Origin of the sequence: Lactobacillus crispatus, assembly GCF_018987235.1 — a bacterium.
GTDB classification, from domain to species: domain Bacteria; phylum Bacillota; class Bacilli; order Lactobacillales; family Lactobacillaceae; genus Lactobacillus; species Lactobacillus crispatus.
The window spans coordinates 1,962,684-1,981,406 of the sequence record NZ_CP072197.1 but is presented as its reverse complement, the minus strand read 5'-3'; the positions used below and the strand labels follow the sequence as shown (position 1 = coordinate 1,981,406).

Here is an 18,723-nt window from a genome sequence, read left to right as displayed (position 1 = left end):
GGAGAAGCGAATGTCATTATTTAGAAAAAAACGTGGTACCGATGATACGATTAAGCATGGTGCCCAATTAATCACAGTTGCTGATCCTCGTAGTGCGGTAGCTGAACAATTTAGAACAATTAGAACTAACATTAACTTCATGGCAGTTGATGAAGAAATTAATACTTTAGCCTTTACTTCAGCCAACATTAGTGAAGGTAAGTCAACTGTCACGGCTAACGTGGCGATTACTTATGCCCAAGCAGGACGCAAGACTTTATTAATTGATGCCGACTTGCGTCGTCCAACTTTGCACAGTACATTCAACGTTAAGAACAATACTGGTTTGACAACTGTTCTTACTTCAGAAGCTGACGAAATCAACTTAAATGATGTGGTTGAAGAAAGTGGAATTGAAAACTTGTCAATCTTGACTTCTGGTCCGATTCCACCAAACCCAGCTGAATTGATTGGTTCACGTAGAATGGAAACCTTCATTGAATTGGTTAAGTCACATTACGATATGGTTATCGTTGACTTGGCGCCTGTTCTTGAAGTGTCTGATACGCAAGAATTGGCTAGTCACCTTGATGGTGTAGTTCTAGTAGTACGTCAAGGTGTTACGCAAAAGGCTGGGATTACTAGAGCTGTGCAAATGCTGAAGTTTGCTAAGGCTCGAATTCTAGGCTACGTTATGAACGATATTAGAGCTGAAAACGGTGGCTATGGTTACGGCTACGGGTATGGCTATGGTTATGGATATGGCGCTGAGAAGAAAAAGGGCCTGTTCGGTAGAAAAAAGAGTGACGATCAATAATGGTTTTAGTCGATATTCACTGCCACATCTTGCCTGGCATTGATGATGGCTCAAAAGATTGGGACACTTCAATTAAGTTAGCCAAGGCTGCGGTAAAAGATGGCGTAACGCATGCAATTTGTACGCCGCATACACTGAATGGGCGTTATACGAATCATAAAGATGATATTATCTGGCTAACTGATCTTTACCAAAAAAAGTTAGATGAAGCTAAGATCCCATTGACAGTCTTCCCCGGACAGGAAGTTCGTTTGTCGGGAGACTTGATTGATGCGCTTGATAACGATGACATCTTGTTCTGTGATGAAGACGGTACTTACATGCTGTTGGAATTTCCAAGTGAAGATGTGCCAACTTATGCGCAAGACACGATCTTCAAGATCATGCAGCGCGGGGTGACGCCGATTATCGTGCACCCGGAGCGCAATAGCCGCATCTTGAAGGAACCCGAGATCTTGCAAGGGATGCTGGAGCAAGGATGCTTGGTGCAGATTACTGCTAGTTCTTATACTGGAATTTTTGGCAAGAAGATTGAAGAGATGTCGCGTAAGTTGATTGCGGCGGGGCAGGGATGTACCTTTGCCAGCGACGCACACGACTTGCCAAGACGGCAGTATCAATTGAGTGAAGCTTATAAAAAGATGAGTCAAGAATTCAGTCAAGACCTAGCTCAGCAGTGGCAAGATAATGCTAGAAGTATCATCAATGGCGACCCAGTTCAGATGGATTGGCACCCATTGAAGCAGAAAAAGAAGTTCTGGTTATTTTAATTTTTGATGTAAATATGCAAGTTTGCATCTAAGCTGCATAGAGCGTGGTAATATTAACAGAGAGTGTATTTAATAGATCAGAGACTAGAGTATAAGAGGAATATGATGGTAATGGAGAAGCTACAGGTTAATCCGGCAAAAGTTAAGGGACGTCCAGTGTATCATACGATTAAGCGTATATTTGATATACTAGCTAGTGCACTTGGGTTAATCTTACTGTCTCCGTTATTTTTATTTCTGATAATAAAAATAAGACATGAAGATGGTGGCCCGGCCTTTTATTCACAAGAGCGAATTGGTAAGTATGAAAAGCCATTCAAGATGTGGAAGTTCCGTTCAATGGTTGTGAATGCTGACCAAATGCTAGATCAACTAGAAGACGAAAACGAAGTTGACGGAGCAATGTTCAAGATCAAAAATGATCCAAGAATTACCAAGATCGGTCACACGATTCGTAAGTACAGTCTTGATGAATTGCCACAACTTTGGAATGTGCTGATTGGTGACATGTCATTAGTCGGCCCTCGTCCACCTTTGCCAAGTGAAGTAGCTGAGTACACTGATTATGACAAGCAACGTTTGCTAGTTATGCCAGGTTGTACTGGTCTGTGGCAAGTAACACGCCGCAGTGAAGCGGACTTCGACGAAATGGTTTGGCTTGATATTGTTTATATCAACCATTCCGGCTTGTGGGAAGATTTTAAGTTGATTATTAAGACAATTGGGGTGGTTATTCATCCTAATGGAGCGTATTGATGAAAAAGAAAACCCGCGTTCTCCATGTTGCAGAAGCTGCAGGTGGAGTAGAGCGATACTTAGAAACTCTATTTAAATACACTGACCATAATCAAGTTGAGAATATACTGATTTGTTCACAAAATTACGATTATGAAAGAATAAAGCAGTTAGCTGATCGAGTAATTGTGATTAAAATGGCACATCAAATTGATAGCAAGGCTGATATTAAATCAGTTAGAGCTATCCGTCATTATATTAAGCAAATCAAACCTGACATTATATATGCTCACTCTAGTAAAGCTGGTGCACTAGCTCGAATTGCCGACTTAGGGATTAATAATAAAGTGATTTATAATCCTCATGGTTGGGCTTTTAATATGCAACAATCTCCTAAGAAAAAAGAAATGTATAAATGGGTTGAGCGAATTTCAGCCCACTTTTGCGATAAGATTGTATGTATTTCAGATGCTGAAAGAGAGTCAGCTTTAAGAGAGAAAATCTGTAAATCGAACAAGTTGCAGGTTATCTATAATGGTATTGATTTAGAGAAAATAAAGAATACTAAGTCCAAAACTAGAAAAGAACTCGGCATTCCTGAAGATGCCTTTATTGTTGGACAAGTTGGCAGATTGTCGGAACAGAAAGCGCCTGATACTTTTGTTAAAGCAGCTAAATTGATTAAAGAAGAAATTCCGAATGCTTATTTCATCTTAGTAGGTGATGGTGAACTTCGCAATCAAATTAAAAAGATGATTCATGAAGATGGATTAGATAGTAGCTTTTTGATTACTGGTTGGGTTGATAGTCCTGCATCGTATATGAAAATTATGAATGTAGGAACATTGCTGTCACGTTGGGAAGGGTTTGGTTTAGTTCTTCCAGAATATATGGCTTGTGGTGTACCTATAGTTGCGACTAATATTGATGCAATTCCAAATATTATTCAGAATAATGAAAATGGAATCTTAGTAAGGAAAAATAATTTTGAAGCAGTTTCCAAAGCTGTAAATGAATTATTTGATGAATCTAGCTTAATAAGACAATTGATCAATAATGCTGAGCAGATAGTAAATGAAAAGTACAATGCTATCAGATTAACTCATGAAAGTATTCAAATGTATTTGAGGTTATTAAATGATTAAAGTATTACATAGTGAACTTCAATCTAATATCGGTGGTATTGAATCTTTTTTGTTGAATTTAACCAAGTCAATGGACATGACGAATATCCATTTTGATATGTTGATGAAAGGCAACAATCCGTATTTAGAGAACGAACTAAAAGGACTAGGTGTAACAATCTACAAGGTACCCGCTGATCCCCTACAATATTCTAAGTTTGTAAAAAAATTACTTAAAGAAAATAATTATGATTTTGTATATGTGCATAAAAATTCTGCGGCAAATATTTTATTGCCAGTTATGGTGAAGAAGTATTCACATGCAAAATTAATAGTTCATTCACATAATACGAGTCCAAGTGGCGGTTCTAAAATTGCTATTGTGCTGCATAAATTCAATAGAAAAAAGTTATGCCAGTTAAGTGATTATCGCTTTGCTTGTTCGGATACTGCAGCAGAGTGGATGTTTGGTAAAGATTATCAAAGTAAAAATGTAAAAATTATAAAAAATGGTATAATTACTCAAGATTATGTTTATAATCCTGAAGTTAGAGTTAAAACGCGAGAACAATTAGGACTAAAAGGTAAGTTTGTAATAGGACATGTTGGTGCTTTTAGAGAGCAAAAAAATCACAAATTTCTACTTAAAATATTTTCGAAATTAGATGATCCTAATGCTGTATTAATATTGATAGGTGATGGCGTTTTAAAGCCTGAGATACAAAAAAGTGTTCAAAATATGGGATTAGCTGATAGAGTGCTTTTTTTAGGTACTAGACATGATATAGCCAATCTTTTACAAGCTTGTGATGTTTTTGTAATGCCATCTTTGTGGGAAGGACTGAGTGTTGCTGCAATAGAGGCGCAGGCAAGTGGATTGGAGACATTATTATCAGCTAATGTTTCTAAAGAAGTAAAAGTTACTAATCTTGTTAAATTCATTAATTTATCAGATATTAATGAATGGGAGACTAATTTAAGGAATATAGCTCAGAGCTCTGTTGTTAGAAAGAATGTTGGAAGGAAAATAGAAGTAGCTGGCTTTGATATGAAGAATTCGGCGCAATTTCTTAAAAAAATATTTGAATCGTAATGTAAAGTATGAAAGAGAAAAAATATGGATTTGAGTTTTATTATCCCCCTTTACAATAAGTCGGAAGAACAATTTAAAAGATGTATTTCATCAATCCTTAAAGTAAAGAATATTACATATGAAATTATTGTGGTTGATGATGGATCTTCACCAAATATGGGAAAAATATATAAAGAAATCTGTATTAATAATGGATTGAATTATTATTATGAAGATAATTCAGGTGTAAGTGCAGCTAGAAATTTTGGAATAAAAAAGGCTAAGGGAAAATACATTACTTTTGTAGATGCGGATGATTATATATGTCCAATAATATCAAGTGAAGATTTGTGTTCACAATGTGATTTAGTCATATTCAATGTACAAAAAACTAATGTTGATTATAATAAATCACATAAAGTAATACTAAATAATTGTATCAGCAATAATGTATTTGAAGGTAAGCAATTATTAGAAAAAACACTAGAAAATGGAATTTTAAATTGGGTATTTTCTAAGGTGTATAATCGAAAATTTTTACAGAAAAATAATATATATTTTGATACATCTCACGTTAATGGTGAGGATTTAGATTTCATTGTTAAATTGCTATTATCAAATCCTAGTACAATATATATAGATAAAATTCTGTATGTTTATTTATATAGCTATAGTACGGGGGTAGAAAGAGAAAAATTAAAGTTAAAAAATAATCTTGATGACATGTATTATATATGGAATTTACGTAAAAATATTCTACAAAAAATAGATTCAAATAATTTAGAAAATATAAGTAGTAATATTGACAACGAATATTGTAAAAATATTTTTGAAATATATTCACATATAGTTGATAACAGCTATAAAGAAGCAGAAAAGTATAAAAAATTTTTTGAAAAATTTATATATAAAATTAAACCTGATAATAAAAATATATCAGCGTTTAATAGACTAAAAATAGCTGCGATTGAACATAGTTGGTTAAAATTGATAAAAAAGTATGTTCAATTGAAGAAAAATGTAAAAAAAATAAACTCTATTAAGAATTAATAATATAATGTGTTATGGAATAGGACTTTGAAATGTACAAGATTCTGGTAGTCGGATATGGAAGTAATCCAGGTGGAATAGAAAGATTTATTACAAATTATTGTAGTCAATTTGATAATAAAAAGATACAAGTAGATATTTTGGGAAATGATCCAGAACCGTTAGCTTTTGAAAATAGGATAAAAGCATGGGGAGGAAGAATCTATATACTAAATATGCCCACAATAAAGAAAAATCCTGTAAGGCATTTTATAAGACTTAAGACCGTTACTAGAAAAATTTTTCCGAACTATGATTGTATATGGTTTAATACTTTAGATTTGAAAAATATAGAATTAATTAAATTAGCGAAAAAGATGCAAGTTCCTAAAATAATTATTCATAGCCATAATTCTAAATGGAGTAGCAAAGTGGGCGTAATTGATAATATTAGACATAAAATAAATAAAAAAAGAATAATTGAATATGGGACTGATTTTTGGGCATGCTCAGAAAATGCTAAAAAATGGTTATTTCCTCCAGAGTTATATAATAAAGTTAAGATTATCAACAATGCAATAAATGTAAAAGAGTTTGAATTTAATTTGAATGGTAGAAGAAAAATTCGTGATAAATATGATTTAAATAATTCTTTAGTTTTGGGTAATGTAGGCAGGTTGACTCAACAAAAAAATCAAATATTTTCTTTGAAAATCATGCAAAAGCTATCAAAGAAAATACCTAATTCAAAATTGATTTTGTTAGGTCAAGGAGAAGATGAAAAAATATTACGCAAAAAGGTAAAAGAACTAAAAATAGAAAAAAACGTAATATTTGCGGGTGTACAAAAAAATGTTAATGATTGGTATAGTTCTTTTGATCTTTTGCTACTTACATCGTTATATGAAGGTTTACCGTTAACAGCAGTAGAAGCACAAGCAAATGGTATAACTATGATTGTAAATAAGGCAGTGGTACCGAAACAATCAATAATCAATAATAATCTAAAATTATTGAGTTTAAAAGATGATCCTGAGATTTGGGCTAATGAAATCTTGAGTTTATATTTGCATAAAAAATTGAAAAGAGAAAATAATAAAAAAATAGAAAGGAATTTTGAAGAAAAGGGTTTTGATATAAGATTGGAATCTGATAAAGTACAACGGCTAATAATTGGTTAATTCATTAAGTATATTTGGAGAAAAAATTGAAAATATTTGTTATTGCACATAAACCATATAAAAATAAATTTGAAAATGTACCGGATATTTATGTTACTTTAACTGTAGGTGTAGAGAATGGAAATAAAAGTAATACAGGAGCATTAAAGGATAATACTGATATAAATATTTCATTAAAAAATCAAAGTTATTGTGAATTAACTGGGTTATATTGGATTTGGAAAAATTATAAAGATGATGTAATCGGTATAGATCATTATAGAAGATATTTTATAAAAGAAAATAATGGTAAACGAAAAGAATTAATAAATGAGGATGATGTGAAAAAGTATCTAAAAAAATATGATATTTTAGTACCAAAAAAATATTCTTTTCTTAATAATAAAACAGTCGGACAGCAATTTTGTTATTCACATGATCCTTTAGTATGGAGTTCAATAAGAGAAATAATAAAGGGTAAATATCCGGAATATTTGAATGATTTCGATGAAATAAATTATCAAAATTATGAATATCTTTTTAATATGTTAATTTGTCGGAAAGAGTTGTTTGATAAATATTGTGAATGGTTATTTTCTATTTTATTTTTATTGGAACCAACAGTTGATTTAAATAGATATAATGATTATAACAAACGAATGTTTGGATTTGCTGCCGAAAGATTATTCAATATCTGGATAAAGCATAAAAAAGTAAAAATTAAGGAATTACCTGTAGCTTTTACAGATAAAAGATCAGTTAATAAAAGGATTAAGAACAAACTTAAGAAAATATATAATGCGATAAAGTAGAAAAATGATTTTTAATAATTTTGGTAGTTCATATATTTCAATTTTAATAGTTACATTCCTAATTAGTAGTCTTTGGATACATTTAAAATATGTAAGCCCTTGTTTTTTGTATTTTTTAGACATATTAATTGCAATTCCTGCTTATTTTATTAATACTGCAATACCTAGTGTATGGGACAGCGTTAGATTTGCTACAATGTTAAATCTATTTAGGGGAGCTAATAATATTTATGGGATCTCAGGTGGTTTAAACTGGGCTTTAAATTCCTCAGGATATTATCCAGGTCAACCAGTTGTAGTTGTATATGTATGGTTATATAGTTTCTTTCGAAATAATAATGTTTTCTTTTATTGTAATATATTATTATTTTTATTCCTAATGTCGTTATTAATTATTCAAGTACAAAAAATTTATAAATTTTCGAATAAAATAAGTTTAATTGTTAAATTCATAATACTTATGTCATTTAATATATTTTTTGAAATAGAAGGTGTTCGTAACTTTTTATCTTATATTATATTAGCGACTTTTGTTTTCATTGATTTTAATTCTTATAAATTTAGAACAAAAATATTATGTATATTAGCTTATTGTTTAGCTATAGGATTACATCCAGCTGCATTGCCATTTGTTTTATTTAGAATAATTTTTATTTTAAAAAGCAAATTAATCCGAATGGTATTAGCTGTCTGTGCAGCTACTTATACAGTATTATTGCCACAAATATTACAGTTATTTAGTAGTTTTACTTATTTTATAAATGATGATTCAAAAACCTATCTTTTTGGTCAAACAACCTATAATGCATATTCAGATTTTCCAGAAATATTGTTTTCTACATTATTGTTGGTATCATTAATATTGGAATTGCTAATTTTTTGTAAATGCAATTTCAAAAAATTAATTTCAAAAAATTATTTGCAATATTATATGATAGCAATTTTATTTACAATAGGTTCCTGCTTAAGTGTACAGGTGTATTTAAGATCGATATTCTTATTATTGTTTTTAAGTATACCAATAAAGATGTTTTTATTTTCAGAATATAAAAATAATATTTTAAATTATAGTATTATTTATTTTTATAAATATTCAAGTGTAATTTTTTCTTTAATAATGCTATTTTATTGGAATTGGCAAACATATAGACATGTAGTAATGTGTTAGGTTTGAAAAAAATGAAGGATAAATTTATTAGGCTAGCTATAAAAAGTTTAAATAAAATATTAAGTAAGGTAAGTATAAAACCATTAGATGAACAATTATATAGTTTGTATCACAAGTTTATCTTTAGTTGCTTAAATAAAGACTTTCAGAAAAGTGATAAAAAATATTTGAGATTGATTATAAAAGAAAAAAATGAAAAGGAAAAAATTCCATTTATATTTTGGATAATGTGGTGGCAGGGAATTGAAAGCGCTCCTAAATTAGTGAAGAATAATATAATTCGCTTACAAAATATGGTTGGGAAAGAAAATGTAGTAGTTATAACTAAGAAAAATTATAAAAAGTTTACACAGATTTCGGGTAATATAGAAGAAAAATTAAAATCGAACAAAATTTCTTTTACTCATTGGAGTGATATAGTCAGATTTAATTTATTAAGAGACAATGGTGGCTATTGGATAGATTCAACGTTAATATTATCAAATCTTTTTTTTAGACAATTTATTCAGAAGAATAGATTGGAAGATTTTATTTCAATTTGCATGCAGCAAAGGGAGTATCATTATGTTTCGTTAGGTAAATGGCAAAGTTGGTTTTTGGGTGGAAAAAGTAACTCAAATTTATTTGAATATATGTGTTTATTTTATGATACGTATTTTGAATCTCATGATATTGTTATTGATTATTTTTTAACAGATGATGCCATGGCCCATTTTTTTTATAAAAATAAGCAAATTTTTAATAATTATCAAAATAGGTGTAAAGGTAATTGGCATCCGTATCTTTTCGCTTTTAAGTTAGGTAGTAAAGATTATGGAGAGATACTACATAAATTTGATAGTAATCTTTGGTTCAGCTGCCAAAAAACAACCTATAAATTTAATCGAAGATTATTAAAAGATTCAGATAATTTGATTACTGATCTGTTAAAAAACATAGATTTATAATATTAGAATGTTAATTGGAGAGATATGTTCATGAAATATTTAATAGTTGGCTCTGGTCTTTTTGGTGCAACTTTTGCACATGAAGCAGCAAAACGTGGAAACAAAGTAACAGTAATTGAAAGAAGAAACCATATTGCAGGTAATATTTACACTAAAGAAGTAGATGGAATTCAAGTTCACCAATACGGTGCTCATATCTTTCATACTTCAAATAAAAAAGTATGGAATTATGTACAACAATTTGCTGAATTTAATCGTTATACTAATAGTCCTGTTGCCAACTATAAAGGACATATGTATAATCTGCCATTTAATATGAATACTTTCAGCGAAATGTGGGGAGTAAGAACTCCGCAAGAAGCTATGGCTAAGATCAATGAACAACGACAAGAAATGGCAGGAAAGGAACCACAAAATCTTGAGGAACAAGCTATTTCTTTAATTGGTCGTGACATTTATGAGAAGTTAATCAAGGGTTATACAGAAAAGCAGTGGGGTAGACCATGTACTGAATTGCCTGCTTTTATTATCAAGCGTCTTCCAGTGCGATTGATTTACGATAACAATTACTTCAATGATGATTACCAAGGTATTCCTATTGATGGTTACACAAAAATGGTGGAAAAGATGCTTGATCATCCAAATATTGAAGTTAAATTAAATACTGATTTCTTTGATGATAAAGAAGAGTATCTTAGTAACTATGACAAAATTGTCTATACCGGTATGATTGATAAATTCTTTGACTATAAGTTAGGTGAACTTGAATATCGTTCGCTTCGCTTTGAAACTGAAGAAAAGAATGTTGCTAATTATCAAGGTAATGCAGTGATCAACTATACTGAAGCTGAAATTCCTTACACTCGTATAATTGAACACAAACATTTTGAATTCGGTAAAGGTGATCCAGATAAGACAATTATTACCCGGGAATATCCAGCTGATTGGAAACGTGGAGACGAGCCATATTATCCAGTGAATAATGACAGAAATAATAGTTTGTACGCTAAATATGCTGAATTAGCAAAGAAACAAGACAAGGTAATCTTTGGTGGTCGTCTTGGTCAATACAAGTATTACAATATGGATCAGGTAATTGATGCTGCACTCGATGCAGTAAATAACGAATTTGGTGAATAGGTTTTAAATGAAGGTCATTAGAAATTATCTCTATAATGTAGGTTATCAAGTATTAGCAATAATAGTCCCACTTATTACCTCAGCTTATGTTAGTCGTGTACTTCGACCTGAAGGTGTAGGTGCAAATGCGTTTACCAATTCTATTATTCAATATTTTATTCTGTTTGCTAGCATGGGTATTGGATATTATGGGAATCGTCAGATAGCCTACGTTCGTGATAATCGACCTAAAATGGCCAAGACTTTTTGGGAAATTCAAATAGTTAAAACAATAATGACGCTTGTGTCAATTATTGCTTTTGAAATTTTTCTGATTTTTTATACACGTCAATTTGATTATATGGTGGCACAATCGCTTAATCTAATTGCTGTAGCATTTGACATTTCTTGGTTCTACGAAGGTGTTGAAAACTTTAAAGTTACGGTTTTAAAAAACTCTTTAGTGAAGATTGTATCGATGATTGCAATCTTCCTTTTTATCAAAGGACCATATGATGTAACTTTATATATTGTAGTATTGGCACTATCAACACTGTTAGGCAATTTGACTTTGTGGCCGGATATTTATCGGGATTTGCCTAAGGTTAAGATTAGAAGTCTAAATCCGTGGATTCACTTTCTACCAATGGTCGAGCTTTTTATACCGCAAATAGCTACTCAAGTTTATGTACAATTGAATCGTACGATGTTGGGTATCATGGTTAATGAAACAGCATCTGGTTACTATCAATATTCTGATAGTTTAGTGAAGTTGATTTTGGCTTTAGTGACAGCAACTGGTACGGTCATGTTGCCACACGTAGCCAATGCGGTATCGCATGGTGACATGAAGAAGGTAAATCAGATGTTGTATAAGTCTTTTGATTTTGTGTCTGCTGTGGCAATACCTATGATGTTTGGATTAGCAGCAATTTCCTTAACATTAGCTCCAAAATATTATGGTCCTGGTTATGGACCTGTTGGTCCGGCGATGATGATTGAATCAATTGTAATTTTGATGATTGCTTGGAGTAATGCGCTTGGTGTGCAGTACCTATTACCGATTCACCATCAGAAGCAATTTACAATTTCTGTTACAGTTGGTGCCATAGTAAACATAATTTTAAATTTCCCATTAATTCACTTTTATGGTTTGAATGGTGCTATGTGGTCAACTGTGTTGTCTGAAATTAGCGTTACTTTGTATCAATTGATTGCGGTTCGTGGTTTATTGAGCTATAGGACTCTATTTAACAGCCTATGGAAGTATTTGGTCTCCGGTGTAGTAATGTTTTTACCAGTTTTTTGGATGAATACACACTTGAAAGATTCTTGGTTAATGATGGGATTTGAAGTTATTGTTGGTGTTGTAATCTATGTCGTTATGGTGATGTTATTGAGAGCGCCTATTGTGGATGAAGCTAAGAAGTTGATTACTAATAAGTTTAAGAAATAATATAATAAAAGAAAAAGATTTGAAATTACCTTTTTAAGGAAAAAGAGACTGTAAAATAGTTTGTGTAAGGATGAATGATTCCTTAAATTTATTTCTTTAAACATTAGAAAAAGGAGTTCCTTTCTCGTATGATTGGTTTGAACAAAAAAACACATACAGAAAGAAGAACTCCTTCATGAATGATTTTACCAAAGATTTTGCTCAAGCTCTATTCAATCCAGACAAAATAAATGATTTATTGCGCAAAGAGCTACAACAGGCTGTTAATAACTTGCTAGAAGCTGAGTTGACTGCCTTTCTAGGCTATGATCCCTATGCCAGAAATGGCTGGAATACTGGCAATTCTAGAAATGGTGCTTATTTCCGCAAGGTTGATACCCAGTTTGGACCAATTGAAGTGCAAGTGCCTCGAGACCGCAACGGTCAGTTTCATCAGCACACGCTGCCTGACTACAAGCAGCACTCTGATGTTTTGGAAAGCACGATTATCAAGCTATACTCCAAAGGCGTAACTACCAGAGAAATCGCTGACTTGATTGAGAAAATGTATGGCAGTCATTATAGTCCAGCTCAAGTATCAAATATTTCCAAGCAGATGCTCCCCAAGATTGAGGCTTATCACAAGCGCAAGCTAAGCGACAAGTTTTTCTGTGTCTATTTGGATGCGACATACCTTCCTTTGCGCCGAGAAACGTTTGAGCGTGAAGCAGTATATATTGCCATTGGCATTAAACCTAATGGACATAAGGAAGTCATTGACTACTGCATTGCTCCTAGTGAGAACATTGAAGTTTGGACAGAGATGCTTCAAAACATGAAGTCCAGAGGCTTGAAGCAAGTTGAGCTTTTTCTTTCTGATGGTGTTGTTGGCATGAAAACAGCCTTGGCCAGGACTTATCCTAAAGCTCATTTTCAACGCTGCCTGGTTCATGTCATGCGCAATATCTGCGCTAAAGTACGCGTCGACGATCGTGAAAAGATCATGAACGAATTCAAGCAGATACATCAACAGACAAGCAAAAAAGAAGCTGCAGCTGTCTTGCACAAATTCTATGCCAAATGGAATAAAGCTTATAGCCATGTCATCAAAGGTTTGAAGGAAATTGAGCCCGATCTGCTAGTCTTCTACAATTATCCCAAACAAATCAGAGCTTCAATTTATTCAACCAATATGATTGAATCCTTTAACAACGTCATCAAGCGTAAAGCTAAGCCTAAGGCAGAATTTCCAACTGAACAGTCGCTTGATGCATTTATTGGCATCCAGGCAATGAGCTACAATGACCGTTATTTCAATCGAATTCATAAAGGCTTTGGTCAGGTTCAGGACACCTTAGAATCCTACTTTGATTAAATAAATAATTAAAAAATCAATTTACGAGAAAGATCTATTTACACAAAAGATTTGACAGTTTCTGTTTTTCGATTTCGACAAAATTAGAAAGCAAAAATTTATAAAAAATGAAAATTGTAGCTTGTTTACAACACCATTTGTACATAAAAATAGTGATACTAATTTATATGTGATGAAGTATAATCTGGTAGAGGCAGCAATGTATTTAAGAAAAAGAATAATTTACAGAAAGATTCCAATGAAAAGAAAATTAAGTATTTTGATAAAAGAACTTAGAAATGAAAGGGAATTACCTAAAATAAAAGAAAGAATCTTGGAAAAAGGTAAACGTCCAGTTGGAATAAATAAAGATTTTGGTAAAGATATGAGAACAAAATATCTTATTGATAATGAGAAAAAGATACCTCATGAAATCGATTTATTTTATAAAAAAGATGATACATTAATTATTTATGATTTGAAGGACTATGAAATTCCGTTTTCTTTAGCTGCTTTGAGTAAAGTGAAGAAAAAATTAAATGGAGAAGCTGGAAAACTATTAAGATTAAAAAAATTAATTTTAGAAAATATAGATTGCTTTATAGAAGCGATTGGATTTGAATTCAATAAAGTAAATGTGGGGATATTATTGACAAGGGATATAAATAATGTAAGTAATGCTTGTGGAGTTGATGTGTTAGCAATTCAGGAGTTTAATGATCATATAGGAGAATACATTTAATATGCAAAGTGCTTACAGGCAGATCGGTCTAAGCTATAAAATAAATGGCTAATGGCTACTTCTAGCCTCTGTAAAGCTAAATAAGCCCTTGTCTAATTAACATGTTCCACATGTTTTATCCTTGCAGCTAGATCGATTCTTAACTTAAATAATCCTAATTGTTTAAGAGATAATCGAGCATTAATTTCATTGTTTTTTGCGTTGTGTACTAATACTTGAGTAACTGTATATAAAGCCAGTTTACTATAGCATGAACCATAATAGCAGATTTTCTTAGTGGTTTTATAGCTGATATCAGCTATATCGCTAAAGATCTTGACCGACAGTTGCAAATGGGTGGCGAACTGAAATAAGCTATAAATAATTAAGAATTCTCTAGTTATCGTTACTTCTTGATTTCAAGTCTGGCGAATACAGTGCATTAAAGATAAGGCATTCGTACTCGACAATTAAAACGAGAATAAGGCAAGCCGACAAAGAATTTATAACATCTTCTTTGAAATTCGATTCCAATTTCAGTTTGCAAAATAAGTATCGCTAATATAGAGTTCTCGAAGATTTTGACCGATCAATATTTTTGCGATGTTTCAGTCCATTAGGGCAAGGAACGACAAATTACATTTAGACGAGCAAAGCTAACTTGTAAATGGTGAGAAAAACGATTAAGCTTAAGGCAGCTCAATTAGATCGGACTCTTTGATACTATAACTTGAGTCTAATCTGATTGGACTTTTTTATTAATTAGCATCACGTGTGTCAATGTTATCAAACATGCACTTATTGCAATATTTAGTGCTTACCATTAACTAAGATTTATTTTTGTATTATAATTACTATTAATTGATGTTATTTTATTGATTGGAAATTATAGATTATGTGGATTAAAGACTTAAAAATACAAGATTATAGAGCATTCCAGCACAAAGTGAAAATAAATTTAAATCAACATCTTACAGCAATTTCAGGAATGAATGGTGTAGGTAAATCAACCATACTAGCTGTTCTTACAAACGTTGGTGAAATCCTTTCTAAATATAAAACTATTAATGGTTCGCAATTTAGAGGAGAATTTAGTGATGTCATAATGTATGATGAAAATTATGATAAGCCTGGTGATAAGATAATCATTGATTTTGCAGATTTGCCTGAAAATAAAAAAGAGTTTAATGTTGTTGAACAATTAAAATTTCGAGCTACAAGACAGCAAAGCAAAAATAAAAAGTATGCATATCATAAAATTAAGGGAACAAATAATTATGAGCGAATTGAAAAAGAAAGCTATTATACTAGATATAGGTTAATACCTAAAAAAGTAGAGGGTCATGAGAATGAAAAGAAGGTGAAATGGCCGTCGCTTTATTTAGGTTTGTCTAGATTAGCTCCATTAGGTGAATATGATACTGCGATCACTAAAAAAATCCCTAAAAATATTGTTCCACAAATTGTTCAGGCTCACGCTGAAATTTTAGGTGAAGATTTAAATGAAGGTGCTAATTTGGTAAATTTAGATATTGGTGTATCACATTTAAAATCAGAAATTGATACACAATATTATGGATTTAAATCAAATTCTAGTGGTCAAGACAATACAGGGCAAATCATAGAGGCAGTTTTATCTTTTGAAATGTTAAAAAAACAGTTGGGAAAGAGTTACATAGGTGGTATTTTGGCCATTGACGAAATCGATGCTACTTTACATCCGGCTGCTCAAAATAGGCTTATAGATTGGTTGCTAAAAAAATCCAAAGAATTAAAGTTGCAAATTGTTTTTACAACACATAGTTTAACATTGTTAGAACATTTATCTCATATTCAAAAAAATCATAGTGAAGATATATTGATTAATTATTTATCAATGTCTAATCAAGAGCCAGGAAATGTAAGGATTAAAGAAAATCCATCAGTAGGGTATTATAGAAATAATTTACAAGACACGTATGTAAAAATGCCCCAAGAAAATATACCTGTTAAGATAATGAGTGAAGATGCAACTGCAAGATGGTTTTTTGATAAATTAATTATACAGGCTGGAAATCAATTTAATTTACCTAGATTTGATAAATTAGATGTAAAAATGTCTTGGAATACTTTAGTAACATTGTTAAATAATGACCCAGATAATTATAGTAATTATGTCTTTCTATTAGATCCTGATATGAACATAAATAATAAAAATTCGCCTTTAAAAGGATATATGGAGAATAACATAGTGAATTTCAAAGTTAATTCTACGTCATCTAATTTGTTAATATTGCCAGGAAATAACTCAGTTGAAAAAGAACTGTGGACATATGTAAATAATTTAAATGATGATGATCCGATGTTCCTTGATCCTTTATTAACAGGAAAGGGGGTTATTAATACAGATTATATTAAAAAATGAATAAGTTTGATCAAAAAGAAATATATCCTACGAGTTCAAGCGCACAGATTATGGTAAACGAAAAATCAAACTCAAAGATATATAAGTTGTGGTTTAACTATATTAGTAATTATAAAAACATTTTTGTAAAATATTGGATAAAAGATCATACTGAAAAAGTAAATGAATTTTTAGGTATTTTGGATACTTTATGCAAGAAAATAAAAAACAACGAGGTTTAGAATGCCAACAACCAAATCACCTTTGCGTTATCCAGGAGGAAAAACGCAAATGTCAAACTATATTAAACATCTTTTACAAATAAATAATATTTCTGGTACTTATATAGAACCATTTGCGGGAGGTTTCGGTGTGGGATTGGAATTACTTTATTCAAAATATATAGAAAAGGTAGTAATAAATGATCTGGATCCTTCAATTTATTCAGTTTGGAATGCCATTTTAAATGAAACAGATGAATTTATTAATTTAATATACTCTACCCCTGTGAATATTTTAGAATGGGAAACACAAAAAAGAATACACCAAAAAGAAAAAAATAACCCTACTTCTATTTATAATGCTTTTTCATCATTTTTTTTAAATAGAACTAATGTAAGTGGGATTATTAATGGGAAACTGTCAAATCTTTTGTGTAAATAGATCTTTCTCGTAAATTGATTTTTTAATTATTTATTTAATCAAAGTAGGATTCTAAGGTGTCCTGAACCTGACCAAAGCCTTTATGAATTCGATTGAAATAACGGTCATTGTAGCTCATTGCCTGGATGCCAATAAATGCATCAAGCGACTGTTCAGTTGGAAATTCTGCCTTAGGCTTAGCTTTACGCTTGATGACGTTGTTAAAGGATTCAATCATATTGGTTGAATAAATTGAAGCTCTGATTTGTTTGGGATAATTGTAGAAGACTAGCAGATCGGGCTCAATTTCCTTCAAACCTTTGATGACATGGCTATAAGCTTTATTCCATTTGGCATAGAATTTGTGCAAGACAGCTGCAGCTTCTTTTTTGCTTGTCTGTTGATGTATCTGCTTGAATTCGTTCATGATCTTTTCACGATCGTCGACGCGTACTTTAGCGCAGATATTGCGCATGACATGAACCAGGCAGCGTTGAAAATGAGCTTTAGGATAAGTCCTGGCCAAGGCTGTTTTCATGCCAACAACACCATCAGAAAGAAAAAGCTCAACTTGCTTCAAGCCTCTGGACTTCATGTTTTGAAGCATCTCTGTCCAAACTTCAATGTTCTCACTAGGAGCAATGCAGTAGTCAATGACTTCCTTATGTCCATTAGGTTTAATGCCAATGGCAATATATACTGCTTCACGCTCAAACGTTTCTCGGCGCAAAGGAAGGTATGTCGCATCCAAATAGACACAGAAAAACTTGTCGCTTAGCTTGCGCTTGTGATAAGCCTCAATCTTGGGGAGCATCTGCTTGGAAATATTTGATACTTGAGCTGGACTATAATGACTGCCATACATTTTCTCAATCAAGTCAGCGATTTCTCTGGTAGTTACGCCTTTGGAGTATAGCTTGATAATCGTGCTTTCCAAAACATCAGAGTGCTGCTTGTAGTCAGGCAGCGTGTGCTGATGAAACTGACCGTTGCGGTCTCGAGGCACTTGCACTTCAATTGGTCCAAACTGGGTATCAACCTTGCGGAAATAAGCACCATTTCTAGAATTGCCAGTATTCCAGCCATTTCTGGCATAGGGATCATAGCCTAGAAAGGCAGTCAACTCAGCTTCTAGCAAGTTATTAACAGCCTGTTGTAGCTCTTTGCGCAATAAATCATTTATTTTGTCTGGATTGAATAGAGCTTGAGCAAAATCTTTGGTAAAATCATTCATGAAGGAGTTCTTCTTTCTGTATGTGTTTTTTTGTTCAAACCAATCATACGAGAAAGGAACTCCTTTTTCTAATGTTTAAAGAAATAAATTTAAGGAATCATTCATCCTTACACAAACTATTTTACAGTCTCCGTAAACGTCATATAACCAGGCTTTTCTCTTTTTTCCATATATTTTATTTACAGTTATTTTGTACTTCTTCTTGCCTTGGCAAATAAGCCT

General features: G+C 31.9%; 17 protein-coding genes. 16 read left to right on the top strand and 1 reads right to left on the bottom strand.

Features of this window, described 5'->3' with window-relative positions:
- Positions 1-10 precede the first annotated feature (10 nt).
- The 16 genes from J6L97_RS09620 to J6L97_RS09545 all read left to right on the top strand — a co-directional run bounded on the left by J6L97_RS09620 (position 11) and on the right by J6L97_RS09545 (position 17,288).
- A complete protein-coding gene (locus J6L97_RS09620) occupies positions 11-796 on the top strand; it encodes a CpsD/CapB family tyrosine-protein kinase (protein WP_057726371.1) in 786 nt (261 codons plus the stop codon).
- The gene (locus tag J6L97_RS09615) at positions 796-1,566 is read left to right on the top strand and encodes a tyrosine-protein phosphatase (RefSeq protein WP_057726373.1); all 771 of its coding nucleotides are present in this window, start codon (positions 796-798) and stop codon (positions 1,564-1,566) included. The genes J6L97_RS09620 and J6L97_RS09615 overlap by 1 nt, the downstream gene beginning before the upstream one ends.
- A 105-nt stretch (positions 1,567-1,671) precedes the next feature.
- A complete protein-coding gene (locus J6L97_RS09610; RefSeq protein ID WP_054832902.1) occupies positions 1,672-2,322 on the top strand; it encodes a sugar transferase in 651 nt (216 codons plus the stop codon).
- Positions 2,322-3,446, top strand: coding sequence for a glycosyltransferase family 4 protein (locus J6L97_RS09605; protein WP_057726375.1), 1,125 nt, complete (start codon positions 2,322-2,324; stop codon positions 3,444-3,446). Before J6L97_RS09610 ends, J6L97_RS09605 begins: the two co-directional genes overlap by 1 nt.
- Positions 3,439-4,518, top strand: coding sequence for a glycosyltransferase (locus J6L97_RS09600; protein WP_057726377.1), 1,080 nt, complete (start codon positions 3,439-3,441; stop codon positions 4,516-4,518). Before J6L97_RS09605 ends, J6L97_RS09600 begins: the two co-directional genes overlap by 8 nt.
- A 24-nt stretch (positions 4,519-4,542) precedes the next feature.
- Positions 4,543-5,547 (top strand): glycosyltransferase, encoded by a 1,005-nt coding sequence (locus tag J6L97_RS09595; RefSeq protein ID WP_057726379.1) that lies wholly within the window; start codon positions 4,543-4,545, stop codon positions 5,545-5,547.
- 32 nt (positions 5,548-5,579) lie between these two features.
- Positions 5,580-6,707, top strand: a complete 1,128-nt coding sequence (locus J6L97_RS09590) for a glycosyltransferase (RefSeq protein ID WP_057726381.1) — start codon at positions 5,580-5,582, stop codon at positions 6,705-6,707.
- A gap of 26 nt (positions 6,708-6,733) precedes the next feature.
- Entirely contained in the window at positions 6,734-7,498 is a 765-nt protein-coding gene (locus J6L97_RS09585; protein WP_057726383.1) for a DUF4422 domain-containing protein, read from the top strand.
- Between the two features lie 4 nt (positions 7,499-7,502).
- Positions 7,503-8,666 (top strand): hypothetical protein, encoded by a 1,164-nt coding sequence (locus J6L97_RS09580; protein WP_057726385.1) that lies wholly within the window; start codon positions 7,503-7,505, stop codon positions 8,664-8,666.
- Complete coding sequence (locus J6L97_RS09575; protein WP_143436816.1) at positions 8,660-9,613, top strand: capsular polysaccharide synthesis protein; 954 nt, start codon at positions 8,660-8,662, stop codon at positions 9,611-9,613. Before J6L97_RS09580 ends, J6L97_RS09575 begins: the two co-directional genes overlap by 7 nt.
- A gap of 30 nt (positions 9,614-9,643) precedes the next feature.
- Complete coding sequence (gene glf / locus J6L97_RS09570; RefSeq protein ID WP_057726389.1) at positions 9,644-10,753, top strand: UDP-galactopyranose mutase; 1,110 nt, start codon at positions 9,644-9,646, stop codon at positions 10,751-10,753.
- A 7-nt stretch (positions 10,754-10,760) separates the two neighbouring features.
- Positions 10,761-12,188: a flippase gene (locus tag J6L97_RS09565; RefSeq protein WP_057726391.1), complete on the top strand. Its 1,428-nt coding sequence runs from the start codon at positions 10,761-10,763 to the stop codon at positions 12,186-12,188.
- A gap of 175 nt (positions 12,189-12,363) precedes the next feature.
- Positions 12,364-13,542 carry an IS256 family transposase gene (locus tag J6L97_RS09560; RefSeq protein ID WP_005728142.1) on the top strand — a complete coding sequence of 393 codons (1,179 nt, stop codon included), beginning with the start codon at positions 12,364-12,366 and terminating at the stop codon, positions 13,540-13,542.
- Positions 13,543-13,663: 121 nt separating this feature from the next.
- Positions 13,664-14,263 (top strand): hypothetical protein, encoded by a 600-nt coding sequence (locus J6L97_RS09555; RefSeq protein ID WP_143436833.1) that lies wholly within the window; start codon positions 13,664-13,666, stop codon positions 14,261-14,263.
- 874 nt (positions 14,264-15,137) lie between these two features.
- Positions 15,138-16,646 carry an AAA family ATPase gene (locus J6L97_RS09550; protein WP_057727056.1) on the top strand — a complete coding sequence of 503 codons (1,509 nt, stop codon included), beginning with the start codon at positions 15,138-15,140 and terminating at the stop codon, positions 16,644-16,646.
- 222 nt (positions 16,647-16,868) lie between these two features.
- Positions 16,869-17,288: a DNA adenine methylase gene (locus J6L97_RS09545; RefSeq protein ID WP_081036439.1), complete on the top strand. Its 420-nt coding sequence runs from the start codon at positions 16,869-16,871 to the stop codon at positions 17,286-17,288.
- Positions 17,289-17,322: 34 nt separating this feature from the next.
- Here the strand turns inward: J6L97_RS09545 and J6L97_RS09540 are convergent, their stop codons facing one another.
- On the bottom strand, positions 17,323-18,501 hold the full coding sequence (locus J6L97_RS09540) for an IS256 family transposase (RefSeq protein WP_005728142.1): 1,179 nt from the start codon (positions 18,499-18,501) through the stop codon (positions 17,323-17,325).
- Between the last annotated feature and the right edge of the window lie 222 nt (positions 18,502-18,723).